We start from the raw sequence: 16,079 nt of genomic DNA, 5'->3' as shown, positions 1-16,079 counted from the left end.
GTTTATCTAACAAAAAGGACTTTTTGAAAATGGATCATACCCCTAAAAACTATGTGCAAATTGTCAGTCCAGTCTGGGCTAAAGACGCAATTATATACCAAATTAACACCCGCCAATTCACCTCTGTGGGCACTTTCAATGCAGCCCAATCACACTTCCCACGTTTAAAATCCTTAGGTGTCGACATTTTGTGGATTATGCCAATTCATCCTATTGGAGTTAAAAATCGTAAGGGCACACTAGGGAGTCCTTATGCGGTGCAAGACTATTATGGTGTGAATCCAGAATTTGGTGATTTGAGCGCATTTCAAGATTTTGTCAAAACCGCCCATTCATTTGGTTTCAAGGTTATTATAGATTGGGTATGCAATCATTCTGCTTGGGATAATCATCTAGTTGAAGATCATCCAAAGTGGTACGCTCGGGATTATAAGGGCGATTTTACGCCAACACCTTGGTGGGATTGGAATGATGTCATTGACTTTGATTATCAAAGTATTGAATTACGTGAGTATATAGCCAAAGCGATGCGCTATTGGGTTGAGGTGGCCGACATTGATGGATTTCGGTGTGATGTGGCCGGTTTTATTCCAAATGATTTCTGGGCAGCTGTTAGGGCTGATTTAGAGACCATTAAACCGATCTTTATGTTAGCTGAGTGGGAATCCAAAGATCTACATCAAAATGCCTTTGATATGACCTATGCGTGGAGTTGGAATGAAATCATGCATGGTATTACGTGCAATGGTTTACCTATTAGTAAACTTTTTAAATACTACTCTTGGAACGAAAAATCCTATCCAGCTGAAGCACATCGAATGACGTTTGTCAGTAACCATGATAAGAATGCATGGGATGGTACTCAGCAAGAGCAATTTCAAGATGGCCTAGAAGCCGCTATTGTGCTGTCGGTTATTGGTGAAGGTATGCCACTTATTCACAATGGACAAGAAGCCGGTGAAACAAAACGTTTAGCGTTTTTTGAAAGAGACCCGATTCACTGGCAGGAACATCACATTGGTGATTTATATCAACGATTAATTCAACTTAAAAAATCACATTCCGCGCTACATAATGCCCAGTGGGGCGCGCGGATGATTCACGTCGCTAATTCTGAGCCAGAAAGAATATTCAGTTTTGTGCGGACCGATAAAAATAGTAAAATTTTTGTCGTATTAAATTTATCAAGTCACTCGCTGCAAGTGAATTTCACTGGAAGTTTGTTTTTAGGTGAGTACGATTCTTTTTTCGAAAATAAAAGTTTAGTGTTTAAGCAATATTCCGAACTGACAATAGCACCATGGGGATATCAAATTTATGTCAATTGAAAAAATTAAACCCGAAACAACGCAAGTGTTAATGGTCGATATACAACAAAAATTGTTTGCTCAAATGAGTAATCACCAAATGATGTTGCGTCGCAGTCTTACTTTACTGGCAACTGCTCAGATATTTCAAATTCCCATTACGGGCGTAGAGCAATATCCCAAAGGCTTAGGTGAAACCCACGAATTGTTGCAGCCTTATGTACAACATAACTTTACCAAGACCGCATTCTCTGCTTTTGGGCAAAAGGATTTAGTCGCGCATCTTGATCACATCCGATCATCAAGTGACAAGCCAAATTTGTTGCTCTTAGGGGCTGAATCCCACGTTTGTTTATATCAAACTGCCATTGATGCTCTCAAGGCGAACTATACAGTTTCCATTGCGTGGGACGCTACTGCTTCTCGTTATGAATCCGATCGGGAATTAGCCAAGCAGCAATTAATCGCAGCTGGTTGTAATTTGCTTTCAGTGGAAATGGTGGTTTTTGGGTGGTTGAAGGATGCCAAACATGAACATTTTAAACGTGTCAGTAATTTGCTCAAGGCCCACTAATTAAAAATAAAGCCCCCTAATAGCATTCAAGAGATTAGCAGTAATGGCGAAACATAAAGCGCAATTTGAAATGACCAGTTATGGTCTCTATGAAGGGTGGGACAACAACAGTAAAGAATTACCATCGATTCGCAACTTTACCACCAAAATCCCAGCCACTTTAGATGTGGAATTTGGTTTTATATTGGAAGTTAAAAAAGGCAAAGGATTACGGTTAGATTTCACTATTTATCATCCAAATATCCCAGATAAAAAAGGCAATGTTATGGAACCGTTTAGCGGTGATGTTTATGTGCGAAACAATAACTGGGAGTTCTACTTAGGTGATACTTTATGGGCTCCTATTGACGACAAAGTCGGGGACTGGCGTATGGTAATTGAGTGTGACGGCAAAATCGTGGCTGAAAAAACATTTACCGTTTTAGAAGAGTATGCCGATGGCGAGATTCAATTTTGGAAAAAACGCGGTTACTGAAGCCATTTTTGTAAACAGACATTTTATTCTTTAAATGAGCTTCGCTGTGGATAAAAAATGAATCACAGTGAAGCGGGTTGATGTTCTGATAGGTTTTTATATCTACTCGTTACCCATGGCGATGGAGTGATACTGCGCTGTACTTTCCTATTGCTAATTCGAATTGGCGTATTTTCTGAAGATTAACTTTAAGAAATTTAAATGTATTAACAAAACTAATCTTCTCATTACAATTTACTTTCGTAACCATACTTATCAAACTAAGAGCTATTGCAAATATATATTTTTTCATATTATTAGCATACTTCTTTGATTGAAAAGATGTCTGTCCATATGACCCTATTGAATAGCGTTAATAGGTGTTTTATTCTGTCATAATACAAGGTCTTGTACTACGAGTGTTCAGTTATGTTGGCATTAAATGCATCGTTTGCGGGCGATTAAACATATGGCGAACATTCTCTGAAACTTTGCTCAGGCCACCTTTTTCATTTTTACTGACTGGCCCTTAAATGCTCAAATTAACTGCGTTACCCACTAAATTTATACTGTTATCGATTTTTGTCGCATATTTGCAAGGGTGCCAGCAACATAGAACATCGGCAAAAGAGATTGATCTCACAGAGCTGACTATTGCCCAAATTCACCAAGACTATAAAAATGGCGAGTACAATAGCCAAGACTTAGTTAAGACGTACCTAAAACGAATCGCCCAGCATAATGATAAAATTAATGCTATTAGTGTGGTCAATAACGATGCGCTAATGATTGCCGCAGCCTTAGATAAAGAGTTTATACAAACAGGAAAGCTTCGCCCGTTACACGGCATTCCTATTTTGGTGAAGGATAATATCAATACCGCTAATTTACCCACCACCGCAGGCTCTCTTGCGTTAGTCGATTACATTCCCAATCAGAATGCTTTTATCATTCAAAAACTCGTTGACGCGGGGGCTATTGTTTTAGCGAAAACGAATATGGCGGAGTGGGCATTTAGTCCAAAACATACCGAAAGCTCTACCAGTGGAATCACTCGTAACGCGTATAACCAAGATTATGTTCCAGCAGGATCTAGTGGCGGAACAGCTGCTGCTATTGCCGCTAATTTTGCAACTGTTGGTTTAGGTACCGATACGGGTAATTCTATTCGAGGACCTTCTTCCCATGCAGCGCTAGTGGGCTTAAGAACCACTATTGGCTTAGTGTCACGCAGTGCCATAGTGCCTTTGTTTCTGCGCAATGATGTTGTTGGCCCAATGGCCAGAACAACCGAAGACGCTGTTCGCATATTAGACGTAATTGCTGGCTACGATGAGCATGATCCGATCACGGCCCATTCGGACGGTAAGATGCCGGCTAGTTATTTGTCGTATTTAAACGAAGATGGGTTGAGTGGAGCACGCATAGGTGTGTTGAATCAACTTAGTGATGACGGCCTTGATCCTGAAATTTTAGCCTTATTCCAACAGTCCCTTCGAGATTTACAGAGGCTAGGGGCAACAATCGTTGATCCAGTTGAGATCCCTAATTTTGATAGTTTAAAAGCCAATCAATGGTGTGCAGAATTCCAACAAGATGTAGAGCAGTTCTTAGCAACCTATGTGAAAAGTGACACCCTGGAGCGCTTAGAAGATATTATCGCAGTTGGCTCCACCTCAGAGTTTGCAAAAGCGAGATTAAAAGCAAACCTTGCTGCAAGCGGTCGTTATGGTGAGTCCAATGTTGAATGCGGAAGTGCTTATTCTGATCCACTGCGCATAGCGTTTAGGCAAGGTATTGAGAAGGTGATGAACGACTTAAATCTAGATGCGCTAATTTATCCTTCTTGGAATAACAAAGCCGCTCTTATCAGTCGTTTTGAGGAAGATTACATGGGTGACAACAGTCAAGTTATTAGTCCACACACAGGGCAGCCGGCGTTTACGGTTCCAATGGGGTTCACTTCGGAAAACTTACCCACAGGGCTTCAGTTTTTAGGCAGAATGTACAATGAACCTAAGTTAATACAGCTCATCTATGCCTATGAGCAGGGGACAAAACACAGAAAACCAGCAGAGTTGAATTGAAGCACTGTTTCAGATTTCGATTTTCAGTGCTAATTAGTGAAAAATATTCAATACGAAAATCAGTCGATAGCTTGAAAAGATACAAGCTTATTTAGGCTGCTGAATAAACAAAAAAGAGCGAAAAATCGCTCTTTTTTTTGGGATAACATAAAGTGTCTCATTTTAAAGACACCCGATTGTAATTAATTACAATCTGATACGTCACCACCTGTTTTTTCTTTCATTTTGATACAAGCTTCTTTTAGCTTATCAGCGCTAGCTTCTTTCATGTCTTCTATTTCGTCGCCAGCATCTTCCATCATTTCAGAGGCTTTATCTTGTGCATCATCTTTCATTTCTGATGCTTTTTCGCTTGCTGAATCCATCATATCACCGGCTTCATCTTTAACATCGTCAAGATAATCAGCAGACTCTTCTTTCATGTCTTCCATTTCTTCAGTCATTTCAGCTTTAGTATCGCTAGCGGATTCTTTCTGAGCTTCTGAACATCCCGCTAAGCCTAAGCTAGCTAAAAATATTGCTAGTACGAGTTTTTGATTGATTGTTTTCATTGTGTTTCCTTTAGTCCATTTTAAAGTGCAGTTTCTTTCTTAAGTGACCGAGCAAACGTCATTGTCACAAATAAAAAGATACCGATATAACATATAGCAGAAATTACAGCTGACATTAACTTGCTAGATAAATCGGCAGGTTTGAAAATTGCCACCAAGGTGACAATAGTCGCTAAGATTAACCAGAATAACATAATCGAACTCCTTACTGTGTGCCACTTGAAACAATTGGGTTTTCACCTGTCGTTTCCATCATTAATAACAGAGAAATCTTTCTGTTTTGTGATGAATAAATTAATAATTTGTCTATTGCTTGAGATATTGCTTAATTCGTGCCACTAATTTATCTATTTGATTAATAACAATATTGTTTGCGAATGGCGTTGTTTTTAAGCGTGTTTGCAATAAATGCGTCTGTTTTTAAATACACCTTTGGTGCGGAGTGTCTTTTTTGGGGCAATTTTTTAAACAATATTTATATCACAAGGCTAAGCAATGGCTATCTTCCTCTAACAATGCTTGCATTTTTTTGGCATACTCACCGCCAATTTCTCGCGCTGCGGGACAAGCTAAGAATTTGCGAATAACGGATAACGATAGTGATACTAATTTGTGACAGTAAAAGACAGGCAAGGGTGCATGATTAAAACATCAGAATTGTTTGCCGAAGATGGGGTTTTATCTACGGCAATTGCTGGGTTTAGCCCACGTGCATCGCAAATTGCAATGTCTGAAGCCATTGAACAATGTATTGACGATCAAGTTCCGCTAATTGTCGAGGCTGGTACGGGAACAGGTAAAACCTTTGCATACTTAGCCCCAGCAATGATCAGTAACAAAAAAGCAATAATCTCAACGGGTACAAAAAATCTTCAAGAGCAGTTGTTTCACCGTGACCTACCGTTACTTAAAAAAGCCTTAGCCAGTAATCGTCAGGCAGCGCTGCTTAAGGGCCGTTCAAATTATCTTTGTTTACATAGGTTAGGTCAGCATAGTGGCAACAGTACCTTATTGGAGCGGGAAACCCTGGATGAATTAACCCAAGTTAGACAGTGGGCGTCTACCACTAAAACCGGTGATATGGGAGATTTAAAGTCACTGTCTGAGAATGCCAGAGTATTACCTTTGGTGACTTCTACAGTTGATAATTGTTTAGGTCGAGATTGTCCTGATTATGAAGATTGTTATTTAGTCAAAGCGCGAAACAAAGCAATGGACGCCGATATAGTGGTGGTGAATCATCATTTGTTTTTTGCAGATATGGCTTTAAAAGACACAGGCTTTGGTGAGCTAATACCGGAAGCTGATGTGGTGGTATTTGATGAAGCTCATCAAATACCCGATATTGCCAGCGAATACTTTGGTGAAGCTCTCTCAAGTCGACAAATACATGATTTAGCGCGAGACATTGAGATTATAAAACGTACTCAACTAAAAGATGCCGAACAACTAGTAAAAGTTGCTGAGAAGTGTCGTTTGATTGCGGCTGACTTGCGTATTTTGTTTCCAGTCACTCCAGAGCGGGGCAATTGGCGACAAATGTTAAAACGCCCAGAGGTCGAAGCGCAAATCAATAAATTGGACGAATCACTGACGGTACTTTACGAAGTGGTTAAAATTCATCTGGGTCGAGAAAAAGAACTTGATACTTTGTTTGAAAGGGTAACTCACGCCAAATCCAAACTGGCTGTTTTAAACGATGTAAATCAAAAAGGTGTGAGTTTATGGTACGAAACCACACCTAAGCACATTGTGCTGCATTTAACCCCACTTAGTATCGCTAAGCGCTTTGCTGATTTTATAGAAGAACCGAAAAGAAGCTGGGTGTTTACCTCTGCAACTTTGATGGTGGATGGCGGTTTTGCCCATTTTCAGCGTTTAATGGGCTTAGATAATGCAAAAACATTAGCCTTGGACAGTCCATTCGATTACCAAAAACAAGCTATTTTGTGTGTACCTCGATATTTACCAGAGCCTAGCAGCCGTGAGATGCGACAGAATTTATTGGAAGTAGCAGTGACCTTAATTAAGGCGAGCAAAGGCCGTTGTTTCCTGTTATTTACTTCCCATGCGATGCTGAAAATCATTGCCCAAAGCTTGCCTGAATATATTGATAACCCAATATTAGTGCAAGGCACCACAACCAAGCGTGCGTTATTAGACGAGTATGTAACCAATAAACAAGCCGTACTGTTAGGCACGGGAGCATTTTGGGAAGGAGTTGATGTACGTGGTGATGATTTAACCTGCGTAATGATTGATAAATTACCCTTCGCCGCCCCAGATGATCCACTTCTGCAGGCTCGAATTGAAGATTGTCGAAAGTCAGGTGCCAATCCTTTTGCACAAATCCAGATCCCCCAAGCGGTTATTTCCCTCAAACAAGGGGCTGGGCGGTTAATTCGTGATGAAAAAGACAAGGGGGTTTTGGTGATCTGCGATAATCGCCTAATCACGAAAGACTACGCAAAAACCTTTTTAGCCAGTTTACCGCCCATGAAGCGCACTCGAGACTTGTCGGTGGCGGTTGATTTTTTAACTGAATTACATACCTCTGAAGGCCTGTGAATTGATGAAAATACTTGCGATAGATACAGCCACTGAAGCCTGCTCTGCAGCCATTTTTGTAGATCAAAAAACCGATTCAATATTTGAAGTTTGCCCTCAACAACATAGCCAAAAACTGCTTCCGATGGTCGAGCAATTATTACAACGAAATAATCAAACATTATCGGCTATCGACTATCTCGTGTTTGGTCGTGGTCCAGGTAGTTTTACTGGCGTGCGTATTTCAACAGGTATTATTCAAGGTTTGGCGTTGGGAACTGAAAAGCCGGTTGTTGGTATCTCTACTTTAGCTGCAATGGCGCAACAAGCGATTGATGAATCTCAGGCCAAGTTGGTTGCTGTAGCGATAGATGCTCGCATGGATGAAGTCTATTTCGCATTATTTCGCAATGAAAATAACCTAGCCCGTTTAATCGAAGAAGAGCAGGTGCTAGGGCCGGAAGCTGTGCTTGAAGGCTTAACCGAAATACCGGATGTATTATGCGGTACGGGCTGGACTGCCTATAAAGCTTTCCAGCAAATCGTCGAGCAGGTCGGTCAGCCATCCATTCTTTTTCCATCAAGTAGTGCAATGATCCCATTAGCTATAGATGCTATCGCGCAGGGCAATTTTAGCGACGCAGAGAATATTCAACCGGTTTATTTGCGAGACAAGGTGACCTGGAAAAAGTTGCCTGGTAGAGAATAGTGGTTTTAACTGGATTAGATTGGTTTTACGCGATAGTTCGTATCTTGTGCATGATTATTGCAGTTAATTTTGGTTTGACACCTAAAAAGGATGCAATAGTTTAGCTAAGTGGAAATTGAATCTTCGTTAGTTGCCGCGCAAAATCAACTAACTATTACTCCCACTGCCCGTGAGCCGCAAAAACAAGCGGAAGCACAAGAGCAGCAAAATCAAAGACGTGACACTCAGTTGCCACGTCAGCAGGTTGTTACGCGTCAAAATTCCCCTGAAGCATATGCACAAGCCGAACGTTTTCGAGAACAAAAAAATAGTGCATCACAACCTCAAGATTTTAGTGCTCGCCAGGCAATAGACGCCTATCAATCCCTTGCCAAAGAAAGTCAACGTAGTGAAATCCAATCGTTACTGGGAATTGATACCTTCGTTTAATCTTATCCAATTAGGCTCGAATAAAATGATCACTTTGGTGTAAAATTTTTCGCCTATTTGTTATGCTGAACAACGGATTATGATGATTTTATATCCCGAAACTATGTTGATTCAGCCAATAACGCAACGTGTTATTGGCAATAGGTGTTAGTATTAGCAACATATCTAAACGATTCTATAGCGTTAATTAGTAATTAGTAGTTTCATGCTTTAGTAGGTAAATAGCCTAATTGGTGAACTATCTAATCAGTTAAGAGTTTATTAAGGTAAAAGTTTAGCAAGTTAAAATTTAGCGGTAGAGAGGATTCTCATGTTAGCGAAAATTGCGGTGTTTTGTTCAGTAGTACTGATGGCTGGCTGTTCTGTCATACCTGACAGTATACAGGTGGAAGATGAAGCAAACTTAGTAGAATATCAGCAGGTTACAAGTAATCCCGAAAGTAATATTGGCAAGACTGTTCGTTGGGGGGGAGTGATTGCTAAAGTCGAAAACTTACCTGATGCAACCATGATCGAAATGGTCGATTTTCCATTGCGTTCTTATGCTCGCCCTCGAGTCTCAAATCAAAGCATGGGCCGGTTTCGGGTCTATATTGATGGATTTATCGATCCAGTGGTCTTTGAAAAAGGTCGTAGCGTTACCTTTACCGGAAAAATTACTGGTTCCGAGGAAGGCATGGTAGGTGAACACAAATATGTTTTTCCGACGCTTAAATCATCTGGATACCATCTTTGGAAAGAAATAGAGCAAGTGAATGTGAGTAGCTTGAGCATGTGGCCATATAATCCATACTGGGGATGGCCATACCGACCTTATCACCAACGCGTTATTATACGTCGTAATAGTGATAGTCCCTCTGGCGGCGCAACAACTCCCAGTCGAGCGACTCAACCTAACCGTCAACAAAGTACCCGTTCAGCTACGCGTAATAATGGTATAGGGCCAGTTGATAAAGAGCCTTAAAGGCTGATTTTTATAGGATTATAACTAATCAAAATAGCTGAGTATCACGGCGGATAATTTCCGGTGACGGCAATAAAGTGTTAAAAAGCGGCATGTAATTGCCGCTTTTTTTGTTTATAAAAAACGCTCAACAGGATACTAAAATGCATGATGTCAGGTTCTCTTTACCTAACTTAGAGTTAGCAGGTCTTGCAAATGGACACACCGATAAACCCCTAATTATTGCTTTGCATGGTTGGTTAGACAATGCCGCGAGCTTTATTCCTTTAGCCAAATATCTGAACGATTACCATTTGGTCGCAATTGATTTTGCTGGGCATGGACTCTCCAGCCATCGCAGTGCTGACGCTCATTATCACCAAATTGATTTTGTCCACGACTTGCATGAGTTAATTTTAAGTCAAGGGTATAAAAAGTTCATTTTACTGGGGCACTCCATGGGAGGGATCGTCGGTTCGATGTACGCTAGCAGTTTTCCTGAATTTGTTTCCCATTACATCACGATTGAATCCTTTGGTCCTCTTTCAAAAAATGCGCAAAGTAGTCCGTCACAAATGCGTGAGGCCATAGAAAGCAGATTAAAATTGCAAGCTAGAGAGCCGCAACATCCCAAAAGCTACGAAGCCGTAATCAAAGCCAGAGCATTAGCTGGGGACTTAACTGAAGATGCGGCAACATTGTTGGTTAATCGCAATTTAATTGAGCAAAATGGCGAGCTTCGTTTTCGCACCGATAGAAGGCTTCGTACGCTCTCGTCAATTCGAGTGACAGATGAGCAAGCTAGACACTTTATGCAAAATATCCAAGCACCGACATTAGCAATAATGGGCACAACCGGGTACGAAGTCATGCGTGAAAAAGTCAAAGAAAGGTTTGATTGGGTGCCAAATTTAACCCATGTAACTTGTGAGGGGGGACATCACTTACATATGGATAATCCCGCCGACATTGCTAAAAAATTGCTGGATTTCCTAGCACTTAATCCATTAAATCACTAAAATTAAGCTACAATCAGGTCTTACCTGTATTAATTTAAATGTTCATTGGTTAACATCGTGTAATCGTATTGAGAAGCATAAGCCCTGGAGGCAAAGTGGACAAAATTTGGTTAAAACACTACGACCCTAAAATTCCTGCAGAAATCGACCCAGAGCGTTATTCTTCAATAGTAGATATATTTGAGCAATCAGTATCGACTTACGCTAACAACACTGCATTTATCAATATGGGACACAGCATAAGCTTTGCTGAGTTAGATAAGTTATCTGCTCAATTTGCTGCTTATTTACAAAACGAGGGTTTAAAGAAAGGTGATCCAGTCGCCATTATGATGCCTAACGTTATTCAATACCCTGTTGCATTATTTGGAATATTGCGTGCTGGATTAACGGTAGTAAATGTTAATCCACTTTATACCGCTCGTGAGCTAAAACATCAGTTAAACGACTCAAACACCAAAGCTATTGTTATTATTGAAAATTTTGCAAGTACTTTAGCTCAAGTGATTGAACAAACTAATGTGAAAAAAGTACTGCTGACCCAAGTAGCAGATATGTTCCCAGCCCCCAAACGCTGGATAATGAATTTTGCGGTAAAATACATTAAAAAAATGGTGCCGAGTTTTACTATCGCGAATACCGAAAACTTCACATCTGCAATTAAAAAAGGTGCTTCTCTTACCTACACCAGACCAGAAATAAGCAGTGACGACATCGCTTTTCTACAATACACCGGCGGCACTACAGGTGTATCTAAAGGGGCAATGCTTACTCACCGTAATATGGTGGCAAACTTAGAGCAAATTTCTTCAGTATTGGAAACCGTTATCGAGCCAGGTAAAGAGTTGGTGGTGACGGCTTTACCGCTTTACCATATTTTTGCCTTGCAGGCTAACTGTCTGACTTTTGTTAAATTTGGCTGTCCAAGTTTACTGATAACCAATCCACGAGATATGGTCGGTTTTGTAAAAGAAATGGCACAACATCACTGTACCGTAATAACAGGTGTGAATACTTTATTTAATGGTCTTCTTAATACACCAGAATTTAGTGAGCTGGACTTCTCGGGTTTAAAGTTTGCTTTAGGTGGTGGTATGGCAGTGCAACGTTCAGTGGCTGAGAAGTGGGAAAAAGTCACTGGAAAGGTACTTTTGGAAGGCTATGGTTTAACCGAATGTAGCCCTGTTGTTACCGTTAACCCACCACAGCTTGAAAGTTATAAAGGGTCAATTGGTATGCCCGTATCTTCTACGGATATCAAGTTATGTGACGATGATGGCAATGAAGTTCCTATGGGGGAGCCTGGGGAAATGTATGTTAAAGGTCCTCAGGTAATGAAAGGCTACTTGAACCGCCCCGAAGCGACAGATGAGGTTATCAAAGATGGCTGGTTATTAACGGGGGACATCGCCACCGTTGATGAACAAGGTTACTTCTATATTGTCGATCGCAAGAAAGATATGATTTTGGTATCTGGCTTCAATGTGTTTCCTAATGAGATTGAGGAAGTCGCAGCGATGCACGATCAAGTGGTCGAAGTGGCAGCTGTTGGTGTGCCTAGTGAATCATCTGGCGAAGCGGTTAAACTCTTTGTTGTTCGAAATTCAGATGAATTGACCGAGAAAATATTGATCGATCATTGTCGTAAAAATTTAACCGGCTACAAAGTACCAAAATTTGTTGAATTTAGAGACGAGCTTCCCAAGACAAATGTTGGTAAGATACTCCGCAAAGAGTTGCGCGATTAACTTAAACGAAATCATCTACTGATTTTATTTAAATTGAAGAGCCGACTCATGTCGGTTTTTTTATTTTCTAGGTGTCCATCTTTTCATATGCAATATACCCTAATAACTACGTTCGAAGCATTACACTCCTTTTGTGTTCAAGCCAATAAAGCATCTGCAATAGCCGTTGATACGGAGTTTGTTAGAACGAGAACTTTGTACCCTAGATTGGGCTTAATCCAAATTTATGATGGCATTACTCTGGCCCTTGTGGATCCATTGGAGATTGAAGATTTATCGCCTCTGGTGGACCTTCTAGCTAACCCTGATGTGGTCAAAGTCTTGCATTCTTGCTCTGAAGATTTAGAAACGTTTTGGCATAGTTTGAATGTGATACCGACGCCTATTTTTGATAGTCAATTTGCTGCATGCTTGTTGAATATGGGAGCGACATTGGGCTATGCAAATCTGATTGAGCTGATGTTAGATATTAAACTTGATAAAGGTGAATCGCGAACCGATTGGATTGCTCGTCCGCTGAGCGAACAGCAATGCCAATATGCAGCGAATGACGTACTCTATTTGTTGCAAATTTACCCTCAGTTGAGCGAACAAATCGCTGCTTTAGGCCGCACGGAATGGATTTACCAAGAAATGCAGCAATTGGCATTGAAAAAATCCATTAATCTCCCTGCAGAACTTGCCTATCTTAATATTAAGAACAGTTGGAAACTATCGGGCATATCTCTGTATTTACTGAAAACCTTAGCGAAATGGCGAATTGAGCAAGCGCGTTTGCGTGACTTGGCATTAAACTTTGTTGTGCGTGAATCCAATTTAGTAGAAATTGCACGCACTCTGCCTAGCCATAAAGGGGCTATTTTTGCCATTGATGGCATGACTCCTCAAGAAGCTCGGATTCACTCAGATGCATTACTCAGTTTGGTTGAAGAAGCGAAGATTGCACCGGTTGAGATATACCCATCGCCTGTAGAAAGGTTGATGACGCACAAAGGATTTAAAAAAGCCTCTGCTGAATTGAGAGCACTTTGCCAGCTAAAAGCGGATGAACTTGAGATACCCGTTGAAGTCCTGGGATCAAAAAAACAAATACAACAATTGTTAAAATATCATTGGCACAAACAAGATGAATTGCGAGAGATGGGGTTGAAACCTGATTTGATTCAGGGCTGGAGAGGGGATCTTTTGGGAGACCAAGTGCTTAAAATAGTCGCCAAATATGGGGAGCTGAACTAATGCTTGTATATGTATACAAAAGTAATAAAAAGCAACAAACGTATCTCTATGTCTTAAAAAAAGACAATTTTGATGATGTGCCCGAACAGCTTATGGCAACTTTCGGTAAACCCACATTTGTGATGATTTTAGCCCTGCAAAAGCGTCAAAAATTGGCTCAAGTGGATATACATAAATTAACCAACGAACTAAATTTAAATGGATTTTACTTGCAACTTCCTCCACCTAATGAAGATTTGTTAAAAGCCCATAAGCAAACACAAGATAAAAATAAAGAAAATAAAGGACAGACATCGAAATGAAAAGACTAATGAATGGGAGCTGCATTTTAGTTTCAATTCTGCTGTTGAGTTTCCCGCTACACGCTCAGAAAAACGAAAAAGATTACGCAGGTTATGTCGAACAGCTTAAAAGTGAAGCGATATCGGAAGGTTTCGATGCACAATTTGTAGATCAGGCGTTTGCCGACATAACGTTCTATAAAAGAGCCATTAAGGCAGATAAGAATCAACCAGAATCTAAAATCACCTTAGATAAATATTTACGCACCCGAGTCCCTGATTGGAAAGTGCAACAAGCCATCGATTTGTACCGTAAACACCAACAAATATTAAACAAAATAGGCAAAGAATATGGTGTGCAACCGCGCTTCATAGTGGCCCTTTGGGGAAATGAAAGTAATTTTGGAAAGATTATGGGGAATTACTCTGTTATCTCCGCATTGTCTACTTTGGCTTATGAAGGTCGTCGTGAATCCTTCTTTAAAAAACAATTGTTCGCAGCTTTGACTATCCTGCAGCAAGGTCACATTCAAAAACAACAGTTTGTGGGATCTTGGGCTGGTGCAATGGGGCAAAGCCAATTCATCCCTTCATCCTTCCTAACTTATGCGGTTGATTATGATAAAGATGGTAAAAAAGATATTTGGGGTAACCCCGCGGACGTATTTGCATCAATTGCCAATTACTTAAGCAAAGAAGGTTGGGATGACAGTATTACTTGGGGCAGACAAGTTCGCATTCCTAAAGGTTTTGATTTGGCCCTTGCAGGTTTAACTAAGTCTAAAATGCAATCTTTAAGCGCATGGCAGGCATTGGGGGTTAGGCGTTATGACGGCTCTGATTTGCCAAAGGTCGACTTGCAAGCTTCGTTGATCATGCCAGATGATGAAAATGGCCGAATCTATTTAGTTTACTCGAATTTCCATACATTAATGCGTTGGAATCGCTCGACATACTTTGGAAGCGCTGTGAGTTATCTTGCCGATCGAATTAAAAAGGGTTCTTAGATGGAGTATTTTCACAAAGATATTAATGGCCAGCCCATCCAACTGCCGGTTGGGAAGGTGGTGTGCGTGGGACGTAATTACGTTGATCACGTCAAAGAGCTTAACAATGAAGTTCCTGATACCCCTTTGTTATTTATGAAACCTTCCACAAGTTTATGTGATGTAAATGCAGGGGTGACCTTACCAGCCGATACGCTGGGAAGTTGTCACAATGAATTAGAGATAGCGATTCTGATTAAATCGCCACTCAAAAATGCATCACAGAGCGATTGTCAATCCGCTATCTGGGGAGTGGGACTAGCACTAGACTTAACCTTGCGAGATTTGCAGAGCAAATTAAAATCAAAAGGTTTACCTTGGGAACGAGCTAAATCCTTTGATGGTGCCTGTCCAGTATCAGGGTTCACTGAAATACACAATGTAGCTGATCTTCAAGCTTTAAGTTTCAGTTTAGAGGTTAATCAACAACTGAAACAGCAAGGCGACACATCTTTAATGATGTGGGGCGTTTATTCGTTGTTGTCACAAATAAGTGAGGTATTTACTCTGTTACCAGGTGATATTGTGCTGACAGGCACACCAAAAGGTGTAGGCCCTCTATTTGCGAATGATGAATTGTGTTTACGTTTGGATAAACATTTTAGCATTAATAGCAAAGTGCAGGGTGAAAAATGAGTTTAGAAGCAAATTTTTGGCAAACTAAATCGTTGAAGCAAATGAACCGTCAGGAGTGGGAGGCCATTTGTGATGGTTGCGCTAAATGTTGCTTACACAAAATCATCGATGAAGATGCTTCGCAAACAGATGGGCAACAAGCTGCCACCGAAGAGCTGCATTTTACCAATGTCGTTTGCAGTTTTTTGAATACCAAAACTTGCGCGTGCACCCAATATGCCGACCGTGATGAGCTGGTACCTGAATGTGTCACTCTATCCCAAGATAACCTTCATCAACTTGCCTATATGCCGCCAAGTTGCAGTTATCGCAGACTCAACGAGGGAAAGGGGCTTCCGAGTTGGCATCCATTATTGCATAAGAATAAAAAGTCAGAGATGCACAAGGCTGGCATGTCTGTGCGTGGTAAAACTGTTTTTGATCGGGACGTTGATGAAAGTAAGTTTGAAGACCACATCGTTATTTGGCCATTAAACGAAATCGATTAACTAGCTAGTTAATCGATTTCAAGT

At 40.7% G+C, this 16,079-nt stretch carries 17 protein-coding genes; 15 read left to right on the top strand and 2 right to left on the bottom strand.

Annotated elements, in window-relative coordinates; genetic code table 11:
* Nucleotides 1-23: 23 nt before the first annotated feature.
* The 4 genes from ABWV72_RS11810 to ABWV72_RS11795 all read left to right on the top strand — a co-directional run bounded on the left by ABWV72_RS11810 (nucleotide 24) and on the right by ABWV72_RS11795 (nucleotide 4,422).
* Nucleotides 24-1,328 (top strand): alpha-amylase family glycosyl hydrolase, encoded by a 1,305-nt coding sequence (locus tag ABWV72_RS11810; protein WP_502902143.1) that lies wholly within the window; start codon nucleotides 24-26, stop codon nucleotides 1,326-1,328.
* A complete protein-coding gene (locus ABWV72_RS11805; RefSeq protein WP_342807482.1) occupies nucleotides 1,318-1,881 on the top strand; it encodes an isochorismatase family protein in 564 nt (187 codons plus the stop codon). The genes ABWV72_RS11810 and ABWV72_RS11805 overlap by 11 nt, the downstream gene beginning before the upstream one ends.
* A gap of 43 nt (nucleotides 1,882-1,924) precedes the next feature.
* Entirely contained in the window at nucleotides 1,925-2,356 is a 432-nt protein-coding gene (locus tag ABWV72_RS11800; RefSeq protein WP_216050306.1) for a DUF3859 domain-containing protein, read from the top strand.
* Between the two features lie 512 nt (nucleotides 2,357-2,868).
* Nucleotides 2,869-4,422, top strand: a complete 1,554-nt coding sequence (locus tag ABWV72_RS11795; RefSeq protein WP_353370704.1) for an amidase — start codon at nucleotides 2,869-2,871, stop codon at nucleotides 4,420-4,422.
* Nucleotides 4,423-4,604: 182 nt separating this feature from the next.
* Here ABWV72_RS11795 and ABWV72_RS11790 read toward each other — a convergent pair whose 3' ends face one another.
* Together ABWV72_RS11790 and ABWV72_RS11785 are read right to left on the bottom strand one after the other, a co-directional pair.
* Nucleotides 4,605-4,973, bottom strand: a complete 369-nt coding sequence (locus tag ABWV72_RS11790; RefSeq protein ID WP_303500198.1) for a hypothetical protein — start codon at nucleotides 4,971-4,973, stop codon at nucleotides 4,605-4,607.
* A 20-nt stretch (nucleotides 4,974-4,993) separates the two neighbouring features.
* Nucleotides 4,994-5,167, bottom strand: coding sequence for a hypothetical protein (locus tag ABWV72_RS11785; RefSeq protein WP_216050309.1), 174 nt, complete (start codon nucleotides 5,165-5,167; stop codon nucleotides 4,994-4,996).
* Between the two features lie 445 nt (nucleotides 5,168-5,612).
* Here ABWV72_RS11785 and yoaA point away from each other — a divergent pair, with 445 nt between their 5' ends.
* The 11 genes from yoaA to ABWV72_RS11730 all read left to right on the top strand — a co-directional run bounded on the left by yoaA (nucleotide 5,613) and on the right by ABWV72_RS11730 (nucleotide 16,055).
* Entirely contained in the window at nucleotides 5,613-7,541 is a 1,929-nt protein-coding gene (yoaA, locus tag ABWV72_RS11780) for a DNA repair helicase YoaA (RefSeq protein WP_216050310.1), read from the top strand.
* Nucleotides 7,542-7,545: 4 nt separating this feature from the next.
* A complete protein-coding gene (gene tsaB, locus ABWV72_RS11775) occupies nucleotides 7,546-8,229 on the top strand; it encodes a tRNA (adenosine(37)-N6)-threonylcarbamoyltransferase complex dimerization subunit type 1 TsaB (RefSeq protein ID WP_216050311.1) in 684 nt (227 codons plus the stop codon).
* A gap of 108 nt (nucleotides 8,230-8,337) precedes the next feature.
* The gene (locus ABWV72_RS11770) at nucleotides 8,338-8,658 is read left to right on the top strand and encodes a hypothetical protein (protein WP_216050312.1); all 321 of its coding nucleotides are present in this window, start codon (nucleotides 8,338-8,340) and stop codon (nucleotides 8,656-8,658) included.
* A gap of 310 nt (nucleotides 8,659-8,968) precedes the next feature.
* Nucleotides 8,969-9,622: a Slp family lipoprotein gene (locus tag ABWV72_RS11765; RefSeq protein WP_342807490.1), complete on the top strand. Its 654-nt coding sequence runs from the start codon at nucleotides 8,969-8,971 to the stop codon at nucleotides 9,620-9,622.
* Between the two features lie 143 nt (nucleotides 9,623-9,765).
* Nucleotides 9,766-10,620, top strand: a complete 855-nt coding sequence (locus ABWV72_RS11760) for an alpha/beta fold hydrolase (protein WP_342807492.1) — start codon at nucleotides 9,766-9,768, stop codon at nucleotides 10,618-10,620.
* Nucleotides 10,621-10,715: 95 nt separating this feature from the next.
* Nucleotides 10,716-12,368, top strand: coding sequence for a long-chain-fatty-acid--CoA ligase FadD (fadD, locus tag ABWV72_RS11755; protein WP_303500193.1), 1,653 nt, complete (start codon nucleotides 10,716-10,718; stop codon nucleotides 12,366-12,368).
* Nucleotides 12,369-12,455: 87 nt separating this feature from the next.
* Nucleotides 12,456-13,604: a ribonuclease D gene (gene rnd, locus ABWV72_RS11750; protein WP_216050317.1), complete on the top strand. Its 1,149-nt coding sequence runs from the start codon at nucleotides 12,456-12,458 to the stop codon at nucleotides 13,602-13,604.
* Nucleotides 13,604-13,906 carry a YcgL domain-containing protein gene (locus ABWV72_RS11745; protein WP_303500192.1) on the top strand — a complete coding sequence of 101 codons (303 nt, stop codon included), beginning with the start codon at nucleotides 13,604-13,606 and terminating at the stop codon, nucleotides 13,904-13,906. The genes rnd and ABWV72_RS11745 overlap by 1 nt, the downstream gene beginning before the upstream one ends.
* On the top strand, nucleotides 13,903-14,892 hold the full coding sequence (locus ABWV72_RS11740; protein WP_342807496.1) for a lytic murein transglycosylase: 990 nt from the start codon (nucleotides 13,903-13,905) through the stop codon (nucleotides 14,890-14,892). The genes ABWV72_RS11745 and ABWV72_RS11740 overlap by 4 nt, the downstream gene beginning before the upstream one ends.
* Complete coding sequence (locus ABWV72_RS11735) at nucleotides 14,893-15,567, top strand: fumarylacetoacetate hydrolase family protein (protein WP_353370698.1); 675 nt, start codon at nucleotides 14,893-14,895, stop codon at nucleotides 15,565-15,567.
* Nucleotides 15,564-16,055: a YcgN family cysteine cluster protein gene (locus ABWV72_RS11730; protein ID WP_216050321.1), complete on the top strand. Its 492-nt coding sequence runs from the start codon at nucleotides 15,564-15,566 to the stop codon at nucleotides 16,053-16,055. The genes ABWV72_RS11735 and ABWV72_RS11730 overlap by 4 nt, the downstream gene beginning before the upstream one ends.
* Nucleotides 16,056-16,079 lie beyond the last annotated feature (24 nt).

It is taken from the genome of Aliiglaciecola sp. NS0011-25 (assembly GCF_040370605.1).
Lineage (GTDB): Bacteria > Pseudomonadota > Gammaproteobacteria > Enterobacterales > Alteromonadaceae > Aliiglaciecola > Aliiglaciecola lipolytica_A.
Note: the sequence above shows the minus strand (reverse complement) of the source record. Positions and strands in the feature narration are given on the sequence as shown.